The organism is Nocardiopsis eucommiae (genome assembly GCF_965344335.1).
Taxonomy (GTDB): Bacteria; Actinomycetota; Actinomycetes; order Streptosporangiales; family Streptosporangiaceae; genus Nocardiopsis; species Nocardiopsis eucommiae.
This window is the reverse complement of record NZ_CBDRIY010000060.1, coordinates 16,068-27,143: the sequence shown is the minus strand read 5'-3', so window position 1 is coordinate 27,143 and position 11,076 is coordinate 16,068. Positions and strand designations below refer to the sequence as shown.

Annotated in this window: 11 protein-coding genes and 1 other RNA gene; 8 read left to right on the top strand and 4 right to left on the bottom strand. The window is 70.3% G+C overall.

What is annotated here, in order from left to right; genetic code table 11:
* Positions 1 to 334: 334 nt before the first annotated feature.
* The 7 genes from ftsE to ACRWK8_RS25420 all read left to right on the top strand — a co-directional run bounded on the left by ftsE (position 335) and on the right by ACRWK8_RS25420 (position 6,772).
* A complete protein-coding gene (gene ftsE, locus ACRWK8_RS25450; RefSeq protein ID WP_017542492.1) occupies positions 335 to 1,024 on the top strand; it encodes a cell division ATP-binding protein FtsE in 690 nt (229 codons plus the stop codon).
* 85 nt (positions 1,025 to 1,109) lie between these two features.
* Positions 1,110 to 2,021 carry a permease-like cell division protein FtsX gene (ftsX, locus tag ACRWK8_RS25445; RefSeq protein ID WP_378743265.1) on the top strand — a complete coding sequence of 304 codons (912 nt, stop codon included), beginning with the start codon at positions 1,110 to 1,112 and terminating at the stop codon, positions 2,019 to 2,021.
* An 83-nt stretch (positions 2,022 to 2,104) separates the two neighbouring features.
* On the top strand, positions 2,105 to 2,569 hold the full coding sequence (gene smpB, locus ACRWK8_RS25440; protein WP_378743263.1) for an SsrA-binding protein SmpB: 465 nt from the start codon (positions 2,105 to 2,107) through the stop codon (positions 2,567 to 2,569).
* Positions 2,570 to 2,606: 37 nt separating this feature from the next.
* A complete protein-coding gene (locus ACRWK8_RS25435; protein WP_378743261.1) occupies positions 2,607 to 4,592 on the top strand; it encodes a penicillin-binding transpeptidase domain-containing protein in 1,986 nt (661 codons plus the stop codon).
* Positions 4,593 to 4,970: 378 nt separating this feature from the next.
* Positions 4,971 to 5,342: a transfer-messenger RNA gene (gene ssrA, locus ACRWK8_RS25430) on the top strand.
* A gap of 375 nt (positions 5,343 to 5,717) precedes the next feature.
* Positions 5,718 to 6,050, top strand: a complete 333-nt coding sequence (locus ACRWK8_RS25425) for a PadR family transcriptional regulator (protein WP_378743259.1) — start codon at positions 5,718 to 5,720, stop codon at positions 6,048 to 6,050.
* Entirely contained in the window at positions 6,047 to 6,772 is a 726-nt protein-coding gene (locus tag ACRWK8_RS25420; RefSeq protein ID WP_378743257.1) for a DUF2812 domain-containing protein, read from the top strand. Before ACRWK8_RS25425 ends, ACRWK8_RS25420 begins: the two co-directional genes overlap by 4 nt.
* A gap of 8 nt (positions 6,773 to 6,780) precedes the next feature.
* Here ACRWK8_RS25420 and ACRWK8_RS25415 read toward each other — a convergent pair whose 3' ends face one another.
* The 3 genes from ACRWK8_RS25415 to nagA form a co-directional block, all read right to left on the bottom strand.
* Positions 6,781 to 7,287, bottom strand: coding sequence for an SRPBCC family protein (locus ACRWK8_RS25415; RefSeq protein ID WP_431873084.1), 507 nt, complete (start codon positions 7,285 to 7,287; stop codon positions 6,781 to 6,783).
* A gap of 104 nt (positions 7,288 to 7,391) precedes the next feature.
* Positions 7,392 to 7,700: a hypothetical protein gene (locus ACRWK8_RS25410; protein WP_378743253.1), complete on the bottom strand. Its 309-nt coding sequence runs from the start codon at positions 7,698 to 7,700 to the stop codon at positions 7,392 to 7,394.
* A gap of 102 nt (positions 7,701 to 7,802) precedes the next feature.
* Positions 7,803 to 8,951 carry an N-acetylglucosamine-6-phosphate deacetylase gene (nagA, locus tag ACRWK8_RS25405; RefSeq protein WP_378743251.1) on the bottom strand — a complete coding sequence of 383 codons (1,149 nt, stop codon included), beginning with the start codon at positions 8,949 to 8,951 and terminating at the stop codon, positions 7,803 to 7,805.
* Positions 8,952 to 9,575: 624 nt separating this feature from the next.
* Between nagA and ACRWK8_RS25400 the strand changes: the two genes are divergently transcribed.
* The gene (locus tag ACRWK8_RS25400) at positions 9,576 to 10,091 is read left to right on the top strand and encodes an NADPH-dependent FMN reductase (RefSeq protein WP_378743249.1); all 516 of its coding nucleotides are present in this window, start codon (positions 9,576 to 9,578) and stop codon (positions 10,089 to 10,091) included.
* Here the strand turns inward: ACRWK8_RS25400 and ACRWK8_RS25395 are convergent.
* Positions 10,088 to 11,041, bottom strand: coding sequence for a hypothetical protein (locus ACRWK8_RS25395; RefSeq protein WP_431873085.1), 954 nt, complete (start codon positions 11,039 to 11,041; stop codon positions 10,088 to 10,090). The genes ACRWK8_RS25400 and ACRWK8_RS25395 overlap by 4 nt on opposite strands.
* Positions 11,042 to 11,076: the final 35 nt, after the last annotated feature.

Below are 11,076 nucleotides of genomic sequence, written 5' to 3'. Positions count from 1 at the left end.
CCCCCCCCCCCCCCCCCCCCCCCCCCCACGCCCGGTCGCACGAGTGGAACCAGGAGGGGTGGAACCCGCCCCGTAGCCCGCCGGTGACGCGCACGACTCCGCAGTTTTACCGAAACTGCTATATGTGAACGTTATCATCGGTTGACACCTCCGATATGCTCGTGGCTGTTGTCCGATAGTGCTCTGATCTCCACAGATCTCTCGGGTGCGACAGGACCTGGACAATCCGGGCCCCTGCCCCCTCTAAACTGTCGGTGGCCATGCGGCCGGTACGATCCCGCGCGGAGCTCAGTCCGCCGGGTGCCCATACCTTCGAGAGCCTTGTGATGCGCCTGTGATCCACTTCGATAACGTCACCAAGCTGTACCCAACTCAGAAGCGCCCCGCGCTCGACGGTGTTTCCATCGACGTGGACAAGAGCGAGTTCGTCTTCCTGGTCGGCCCGTCCGGCTCCGGCAAGTCGACCTTCCTCAGGCTGGTGCTCAAGGAGGAGAAGCCCAACGAGGGACGGGTGCACGTCGCGGGCAAGGACCTCGCGCGCCTGTCCAACTGGAAGGTCCCGCACCTGCGCCGCCGCATCGGCTGCGTCTTCCAGGACTTCCGCCTGCTGCCGAACAAGAACGTCTTCGAGAACGTCGCCTTCGCCCTGGAGGTCATCGGCAAGCCCCGGCGGTTCATCAAGAAGGTCGTCCCCGAGGTCGTCGAACTCGTGGGGCTCGAAGGCAAGGCCGGGCGTATGCCCGGGGAACTCTCCGGTGGTGAGCAGCAGCGCGTGGCCATCGCCCGCGCCTTCGTCAACCGCCCGCAGATCCTGCTGGCCGACGAGCCCACCGGAAACATCGACCCGGCGACCTCCATCGGCATCATGAAGGTGCTGGACCGAATCAACCGCACGGGCACGACCGTCGTCATGGCGACGCACGACGCCGCCATCGTCGACTCGATGCGCAAGCGCGTGATCGAGCTTGAAGAGGGCTTGGTGGTGCGCGACCAGACGCGCGGCGTCTACGGCCAGGCGTACTGACCCCTGGCACGCTCGTCGCCGGGCGGTCGGCGACCGCGAGACCACCGGCACGGCGAAGCCCCGAAGGATGGACCTTTAACAGATCATGCGAGCACAATTCGTTCTCTCCGAGACGTGGATCGGCCTACGTCGCAACCTGACGATGACCATCGCGGTCATCACGACCGTGGCCATCTCCCTCGCCTTGTTCGGTGCCGGTCTGCTGGTCAACCAGCAGGTCTCCGAGATGCGCAACTACTGGGACCAGCGGATCACGCTGACCATCTACATGTGCAACGACATCTCACCGACCGCGGCCTGCCAGGAGAACGGCGCGGCGACCGAGGAGGACCGCGAGGCCCTCGAGGCGCAGCTGACGTCGCTGTCCGAGGTCGAGGACTTCCGGTACCTCACCGCCGCCGAGGCCTGGGCCGACTTCCAGGAGCGCATCGGCTCCTCCAACGAGGCCCTCGCGGAGGCCGCGCAGGAGGGTGACATCCCGGAGAACTACCGGGTGCAGCTCACCAACCCCGACAACTACGACACCGTGCGCGCGGCCGTCGACGGGGCCGCGGGTGTCGACTCCGTCTCCAACGACCAGCGCGTCCTCGAACAGTTCTTCGGGCTGCTCGACGGTCTCAAGTGGGCCGCCCTGGTGGTCGCCGGTGTGCAGCTGGCCGCCGCCGCGCTGCTGATCGGCAACACCATCCGGCTGTCGGCCTACAGCCGCCGCCGGGAGACCGGCATCATGCGCCTGGTCGGTGCCTCGAACTTCTACATCCAGCTGCCCTTCCTCCTGGAAGGCGCCATCGCCGGTCTCATCGGTGGTGTCATCGCGTCCGGGTTCATCGTGGCCACGAGGTACACGCTGCTCACCCAGATCGAGGAGTGGTTCCAGTTCGACGTGGCCCTGGGCACGGGCTCGCTGCTGTACGTCATCGGAGTCTCGATGATCCTCGGTGTGCTCCTGTGCACCGTGACCTCGTTCCTCACCCTGCGCCGCTACCTGAAGGTCTGACGGGTCACCGCCGGAATCAGGCGGGCGCCGGGTACCGGGGGGCCACACGACGTGGCCCCCCGGACGCATGAAGGGAGACAACCGTGGCCAAGGAAACCGGGCGGAAACTGATCGCCCAGAACCGCCGCGCCCGGCACGAGTACCACCTCGACGAGACCTACGAGGCGGGGCTGGTCCTGACCGGCACCGAGGTGAAGTCCCTGAGAGAGGGACGCGCCTCCCTGGTGGACGGCTTCGCGCACATCCACGACGGTGAGGTGTGGCTGGAGGCCGTGCACATTCCCGAGTACTCACAGGGCACCTGGACCAACCACTCGGCCCGCAGATCACGTAAGCTACTCCTGCACCGCGAGCAGATCTCCCGGCTGATCGGCAAGACCCGGGAGCCCGGGCGCACGCTGATCCCGCTCTCCCTGTACTTCAGTGACGGGCGGGCCAAGGTGGAGATCGCTCTGGCTCGCGGTAAGCGTGAGTACGACAAGCGCCATGCCATCGCCGAACGCGAAGCCAAGCGTGACATGGAGCGCGCGCTTCGCCGTCGGCGTTGAGCTGTCCCACATGAGGCGCCTGAAAGGAACACACAAGGTGTCCCCCCGTCCCCTCGGCCGCAGGATCGCGGCCGCCAGCAGTGGCCTGATCGTCGCCCTGAGTCTCGCGGCGTGCACGACCCACCCCAGTCCCGAGGTGGCAGTCAGGTCCTTCCTGCTCGCCTGGCAGGACGGGAACCACGCCGAGGCCGCCCGCTACACCACCGGTGACCCGGAGGAGGTCGAGCGGGCGCTGACCGACGTCCACGACCAGCTCGACCTCGCCTCCATCCGGTTCGACCTCGGCCGGATCTCCACGGAGGGCGGGTCCGCGAGCGCCGAGTTCGGCGCCACCGCGGACCTCGGCATCGGTGACCCGGTGTGGAACTACACCGGGCGGATGTCGCTGACCAACGGCCCCACCGGCTGGGTCATCGACTGGTCCCCCAGCGTCATCCACCCCGACCTCTCCGAGGGCGAGCGCCTCGCCGTCAGCTACGAGATCAAGGACCGGGGCCAGATCCTCGACCGGTCCGGCGAACCCCTGGTCTCCGCCGACAGCGTCACCGCCTTCGGCGTGCTGCCCGCCGACATGGAGGACAAGGAGGCGGGCGTCACCGAGCTCGCGGAGCTCCTCGACGAGGACCCCGACCCGCTGCTCAACCGCGTGCGCTCCGCCCCGCCCGAGCAGTTCCAGCCGCTGGTGCTCATGCGCGACGCGGACGACGCCCTCCTGAACGAGGCCCGGAGCATCACCGGCGTCGACACCCAGGAGGTCGAGGTCAACCTGTCCCCGACCGTGGCCCCGTCCGTCCTCGGAGAGGTCGCGGGCACGTCGGAGCACCGCGTCTCCTCCCGTGTCGCGGGCGCCTACCAGGCGGGCGACACCGTGGGCCTGAGCGGCCTCCAGAACATCTTCCAGCAGGAGCTGGCCGGCACCGCCACCACGCAGGTGGTCAGCCTGGGCGAGAACGGCGACCAGACCGACGTCCTGGAGTCCTGGGAGGGCGTGCTCAGCGGCGGCGTCGAGACCACCCTGGACCTGGCCACCCAGCACGCCGCCGAGAACGCGCTGGAGGCCCTGCCCGGCGACGGCTACCTCGTGGCGGTGGACACCACCAACGGCGAGGTCCTCGCGGCGGCCAACGCCTCCGGCAGCACGGCTGACGACGCCGCCTTCACCGGCTCCTACGCCCCCGGCGGCACCTTCACCATGGTGTCGGCCCTGGCGGCCCTGGAGTCCGGCGCCGCCACGGCGGACAGCGCCATGCCGTGCGGGTACCAGTCCGAGGTGGGGGACCAGGTGTTCACCAACCCCAGCAACGGCTTCCTCGCGGAGAACCCCACACTGGTCCGCAACATGACCTACATGTGCACCGTCGGCTTCGTCGACATCGCGCCCGAGGTCGGCGCCGACACGCTCACCGAGGTGTCCGCGCGGCTCGGTCTGGGTGCCGACTGGCAGCTGCCGCTGCCCGCCTCCCCGGGCACCGTGGACATCGCGGACGGCGACGCGGAACTGGCGTCGGCCATGATCGGTGACCACGGGGTCCAGGTCAGCCCGCTCTCCATGGCCCTGGCCGCCGGGGCCGTCGCGGACGGTTCCTGGCACGGCCCGACCCTCGTCCGGGAGGAGGGGCCCAGCCCGGCCAACGCCAACGAGCTGGACGAGGCCCATCTGGAGGTGGTGCGGGAGGGGCTGCGCGACGCGGTCACCCTCCGGATCCCCGAGGTGAACGTCGGTGAGGAGCAGGTGTACGGTCAGGCGGCCCGCGCCGAGCAGGACGGTACCGCGCTGCACTGGTTCGTGGGCTACCAGGGGGACGTCGCCTTCGCGGTGCTCGCCGAGATCGACCCGCAGATGAGCCAGTACCAGCAGTACGCCGTCACCTCCGCGACCAGCTTCCTCAACGGTCTGGCCACCGGTGCCGTCCCCGGGAGCGAGGGCGTTCCCGGGGCCGAGGGGCTTCCCGGCGAGGAGTCCGCGCCGCCGGAGGGCCTCGGCGTCGAGGGCGAGGCGGGAGCCGACCTCGCCGGCCAGTGAGAAACGGCCGGTGAGAACACGGATTCAGGACGCCGCCGGAGCAACCCACGGGTGCTCCGGCGGCGTCTTTCCGTGTGACTGGTGTCGCGCCAGGGGGAGCGGACCAGTGTGAGAGGCAGGACCTCGTCTCGGGGGAGGCCCTGTCGCCTTTCCAGGGCGGCCCCACCCAGGCCGACCGCCCCCGTGAGCCGCGTGGACCGCTCTGGAGTCCGCCTCACGGGGGTTTCTCCCTGCCCGGGGCAATCCCCCGCCGTCGCGGGGAATCAGCTTGGTTCCCACACCGTTCAACAGGTAGAGTGACGATCACGCGAGTGCTCGTTCACTCGCTTGTCGGCCGCCCGGAACCCTCGGGTGACAGGTGGTCTTGACAACTTCACAGGGGGTGATCGGTTTCGACTTTGGTAGCCGTTCCAGGGGAAGCGGGTCGAGGGTTGTGTTTGTGACCTCGTTAATCCTGCATTCGCGTAAATTCAAGTGCCAATTCCAAGCGCACTGAGTTCGCTCTCGCTGCCTAAGCGATAGCGACTCTGTCGGCCCGGGCTCGTCATCGGCTCGGGATCCGGCACCATTCAGATGACTCACCGCTCAGATCAGGCCACGGGGCCTGAGCGGGACATTTTCGTGGCTGGGCCCGTCAGCGATGTGTCTGTACAAGCGCTGGGGCCGAGTAGAACGACACTACAGACTGCACCCGGAGAAGCCCTGGCTCGATGCTGAAGGACGCGGGTTCGATTCCCGCCACCTCCACTTGTCTCGAAGGCGACCCTGCTCGCGCGTGAACGCGCTCGCGGGGTCGCCTTCGTCGTTTCTTCGGGGGGACGACCCCCCGGACCCCCCGGACCCCCCGATGTGCACTCGCTGGCGCTCGCGCCCGACGCGCCCCGTGGTGTGGGGGCCTCCGGCCTCCTCCCTGTGGGGCGCGTCGTCGTGTCCGGGGTGGTGCGGAAGGTGCCTGTGTGCGCCCTGGGGGTGTGCGGCCCGAGAGTGCCCGTCGTGGAGCCCGCTTCCGCCCTGGAGTCCGTATGACTACATAGGTTGTTATCCTAACTAGATTGCTCTACGGTCTAGGTAGATCAACCGACGGCGCACCGGTCCGGGCGCCCCCACGCCAGTGAAGGAGAACGGATGGACCGTCGATCGAGCTGGTTGAAGGGGGTCCTGGACCTGCTGGTCCTGGCCGGGCTCACGGAGGGCGAGAGCTACGGCTACGCCCTGGCGGCCCGGCTGGACGAGGCCGGGTTCGGCCGGATCAAGGGCGGGACCCTGTATCCCGTGCTGAACCGGCTGGAGGAGGCGGGCCTCGTCGTCGCGGAGTTCCGCGCGGCGGAGAAGGGGCCGGGGCGGCGCTACTACCACCTGACCGACCAGGGCCGCGCGGTCCTGGCCGAACAGGGCGCCGCGTGGCTGGAGTTCGACGCGTCGGTGCGTGAGGTACTGAGGAAGGGCGGCATCGGATGAGCTACATGGACGAACTGGAGACCCTGCTGCGGGCCCGTGGCGTCACCGAGGAGCGGACCCGGGAGACGGTGGACGACCTCGCGGCCTTCGTCGCCGAGAGCGGTGTGGAGCCGGAGGAGGAGTTCGGTCCCGTCGCGGAGTTCGCGGACGACCTCGCGGGAGAGGACGCCGAGGCCGGGCCCGAGGCCCTGGTGTGGGGCGCGGACTCCTTCGTGGCCCAGGGGCGGATGAACGAGCTGGGCGCCCAGGGCTGGGAGATCGTCCGGCTGGACCGGCAGGGCAGGTTCGTGAGCCACCGGGACGAGCCCCCGCAGGCCTGGGAGTACCGGCAGGAGTCGGCGCTGGGCCGTGGCGAGCGGGAGCGGATGGCGCGGCGCCTGGCCCCGGAGGGCTGGGAGCCGTGCGGGCACTACCTGACCCACGCCTACTTCAAGCGGGCTCGGGCGGCCGTGGTCGGGCCGGAGGCGGTGCTGGAGGAGCGCCCCGAACCCACGGGGAGGCGCTTCTTCTGGGGCGTGCCGGGCGTGGCCGTGACCGTGTTCTTCCTGGCGGTGCTGGTGGTCTCGCTGGTCAGCCTGGGAAGGACCCTGTGGGAGGGCGACGCCGCCGACCGGGTGGCGACCCTGCTGGGCGCGGTGGTGGGCGGCGCGGTGGGTCTGGCGGCCATGCTCGTCGTGGTCTGGCTCGCCTTCAAGCTGCTGGCGAGGATCAGGAACCGCTGACCGCGCGGTCAGCGGACTTCGGTCAGTGAACCGAAGTGGTTTCGCGTGTCCCGCACGAGGGAGGCGAGCAGGGTCTCCGTGAGGGGCTTCCCCAGTTGGACCGCGCTGTCCAGGCCCTTCCACGGGGCGAAGGCGAACGACCACACGAGCTTGCTGCCGACGTCGAAGGGCAGCACGTGGTAGTCCTCCGCGAAGGCGCTGAACAGGGGGAGGGTGGCCTCGGTGGCGTGGAACGACTTGCGCCGTCCGGCCTCGTCCCAGCGGAAGAACTCCTCCCGGATCCGGTAGGTGCCGAGCACGCTGGCCTCGCGGGTGGTGCCCACGCCGTAGGGCGCCTCGGAGGTGTGGAGCACCTCGGGCAGGGCCCGGCACCAGGACAGCGGCCGGGCCGAGGTGAGGCCCGCCCAGACCTCGTCGGGCGAGGCCGCGAGTTCGAGGCCCACCCGCCAGCGCATGGGCGCGGTCTCGAAGAAGGTCTCGTCGACGGGGTCGAGCCCGTAGCGGAAGGCGGTCACGGGAGGTCCTTTGCGTCCGGGGTCACCTCTGGCGAAGGTACCAAGCCCTCGGAAAACGCCTGACGGGGGCGGTACCCGTCGGCATCGCCCCCGTCGGTCGTCGCCTACTCCTTGGTGGCCCCGACGAGCCACGCCACCTTGTGGGCGGTCAGCGACACACTGCCGCTGTTGCCCAGGTGGACCCCGAACGAGGCGATGAACGCGAAGTCGTGCTCGCGGCGTTCGCAGATCACGTCCTCGACCGCGTAGACCGAGACGGGGTTGCGCACCCGCAGGCACAGGTCGGGTTCGTCCATCACCTCCGCCTGGACCTCGTAGCGGGTCAGCTCGCCTGCGAGCTTGCCGAGGTGTTCGCGTTCCTCGGAGGGCACGCGGGTCGGCTGCTGGTCGTTGGCCTGTCTCGACTGAGCCATGGTGGTTCCTTTCGTGTCAGGCACGGTGCTTTCCTCGACGCCCTGTCCGCAATTGTCGCTCAGGGTCAAGTTACTCATCCGTACCGTGCTCACGACACGCCGTTAGAACACCGAAGTGTCCGAAATCCAGCCGCCACGGTACATCACCGAGGAGACCGTGAGGTCGTCGTCCAGGACGAGGAGGTCGGCGTGGCCCCCGACCTCGATCCGGCCCGTGTCGGCCAGGCCCAGGGCGGCGGCGGGGACGGAGGAGGCCGACCGGATCGCGTCCGCTGCGGGCACGCCCAGGGCCGTCGCGTTGCGGACCGCCTGGGGGAGGACGATGGTGCTGGAGGCGATCGCCCCGTTCTCCACCAGGCGGGCCTCGCCGTCCTCGACCCGGACCCGCAGGTCGCCCAGGGTGTACTCGCCGTCGCCCAGGCCGGTCGCGGACATCGCGTCGGTCACCAGCGAGACGCGCTCGGCCCCGGCCGCGTCGAACACCAGCCCGGCCGCGCCCGGGTGGACGTGCACGTTGTCCAGGATCAGCTCCACCGTCACCCGCTCGTCGCCCAGGACCGCGGCGATGGGCCCCGGGTCACGGTGGTTCAACGGCCGCATCGCGTTGTAGACGTGCGTGGCCACGGTGGCCCCCGCGTCGATCGCGGCGAGGGTCTGCTCGTAGCTGGCCTCGGTGTGACCCACCGCCGCGACCACGTCGGAGGAGCGCGCGGCACCGATCAGGTCGAGTGCGCCCGGCAGTTCGGGCGCCACCGTGATCATGCGGACGTGGCCGCGGCCCGCCTCGACCCACGCGTCGAACTCCTTGGTGTCGGGGTCGCGCAGCAGCTCGGGGTCGTGCGCCCCGCACTTGGAGCGCGCGATGAAGGGCCCCTCCAGGTAGATTCCGGCCAGCTCGCCCTCCTCGCACAGGTCGGCCAGCGCGGAGACCTGGCGCAGCGTGTTCTCGGGTGTGGCCGCGACCAGCCCGCCGACCAGGGAGGTCACCCCGGACCGGCGGTTGAAGGCGACGATCTCCCGCACGCCCTCCGGGTCGGCCTCGGGGAACGCGTGCCCCGCCCCGCCGTGGACGTGCGTGTCGACCAGTCCGGGCGCGACCAGTCGTCCGCCGACGTCGTGCCGTTCTCCCGGGCCGGGGTCGCCCGTGCCGAGCTCGGCGACTCGACCGTTCTCGATCCGGATCCAGCCGTCGTGGGTGCGGTCGGCCGTGATGACGCGCGCGCCGGTGAGGGTGAGGGGTGTCTGGGCCATGTCTGGGCCTTCCCTGTCTCTGGGGGGTACCGCCGTGGGGCGGGGTGTCGGTTCGTGTGTCGTAAATTACATTTCCGTGAACGCGCGGTTCGCCGGTGGTCGTGCGCCCCCTCCGGGCCGTCGCGTATCCCCAGCGGAGCAGGGTGATCCCGCTCCCTGGGACGGTTGTCCGCGAGGTGGACCGGCCCACGCGGAGCCCGACACCCCCAAGGAGGGGTGGCGGCACGCATTGACGATAGCGGCCGCCGCGCCTCATGATGGAGACATGTCCGCCGGTGAGCTGCTTGTCCAGCGCCTGCATGTCGATCTTCGACAGCAGGCGAGCGCGCTCTGTCGTAGCTAGCGCCCTGCGGGGCCCCGCCCCGCCACGGTTCTGACCCGTGCCCCCGTGCCCTTACGCAGACACCGGACGCTCATGACTCCCACCTGGGTCCCGGACCATCTCTCCCGGTCCGTGTGAGCACCCCCGACTGGACCACCGCACACGAGTCCCGGACGACGACGTCCCACTCGGTCGAGGTCCACGAGGAACAGCGGTTCCCCTCCGGTGTCTTCCGATCACCGCCCCCCGCGTTCCTTCCGGTCGATCCGGCTCGCTCTGACCGAACCCAGGAGTTCTCCGCCATGACTCGCTTCACTGTGCTAGTCGCCGCTCCCCAGACCCACTCCTCCGTGCACACCGCCGCGCTGCGCGCCGCCGCCGAGGTCGCCACCCGCGCCGGGGTCACCTCGACTCCCGAGGTCATCGACCTGGCCGCGCTCGGCCAGGACCTGCTGGCCGAGTCCGCCGACTCGGTGACCGAGGCCCTGGAGAGGGTGAGCCGGAGCGACGTGCTCCTGGTGGCCTCGCCCCAGGTCCACGGCACCTACACGGGGCTGCTCAAGGTCTTCCTGGACCGACTGCCCGAACTCGGCCTGGGCCACACCGTCGCGGTGCCGCTGGCGGTCGTCGACGACCTGCGCAACAGCCACGGGATCGAGGAGGACCTGCGCATCCTCCTGGCCGACCTGGGCGCCTGGGTGGCCGAGCCGGGCCTCATCCTGGCCTCGGACGAGACCCACAGCCCCGAGAGCGTCGTGCGCGCCTGGGCCGACGTGGCCGCTCCCGGCCTGCGCCAGGCCGTCTCCGTCGCCGCCTAGCGAACGTCCGTGGTCCGGGTGGGGTCGGCCCCGCCCGGATCCCGTGTCCCGGTGGGGGTCGGTTCGCCGCGCAGCCGGCTGGTGTCGGCCTCGGCCTGGGCCACGTTGCCCCGGACCAGGACCACCACGACCAGGGTCAGCGCGAACCCGCCGACCCGCAGCGCCAGCGTGAGCGGGTCCTCGGGCAGCTGCTCACCGAAGAGCAGCGTGCCGACCACGACCACGAAGACGTTGCCGACCACGTTCGACACCGGTGCCGTGATGGAGGCCCGGGAGCGCTGGAGCGAGGTCTGGAAGAGCACGATCCCCACCGCCCAGCCCAGCGCGTACAGGTAGGGGAAGGGTGAGAGCAGGGCGGGCACGATCGCGGACAGGAAGCCGTTGTCGGCCAGCAGACCGCCCAGCCCCTTGCCCTGGAGCCCGGCACTGCCCTGCGCGAGCCCGGCCGCGGCGCCCATGGCGGCCGCCGACACGTACCGGCCCCGGCCGCCCACGAACCCCATCACGGCCACGCACGCCACGACGGTGACCACGCTGACGGCCACCAGCAGCGGGGTGTTGGCCGTGGTCCCGGTCTCGGCCCCGTCCACGGTCGACAGGCTGAGCAGGCCGAGGGCGACCGGCATGACGCCGAGCGCCACGTACTCGCCCCGGGTGATCCGCTCGCCCCGGACCAGGGTGACGATCAGCAGGGTGGTGGCCACACCGGCGGCGAAGGCGGGCTGGGCCACGGACACGGGGGCCAGGCCCAGGGAGACGATCAGGCCCACGCTGCCCAGGGCGGCGAAGACGCATCCGAACACCCACCTCGGGTTACCCAGCAGTACCCTGGCGAGGTGGAGGGGCCGGTTGATCGAGATCGACTCGGAGCCGTGCAGCGCCCGCTGTTCCACGGTCAGGCCGATCGTGTAGACCAGCGCGGAGAGCAGCGCGACCAGGAGTCCGATCACGGTGGGGGCCCTTTCGGCTCGGTGCCGCTGGACCA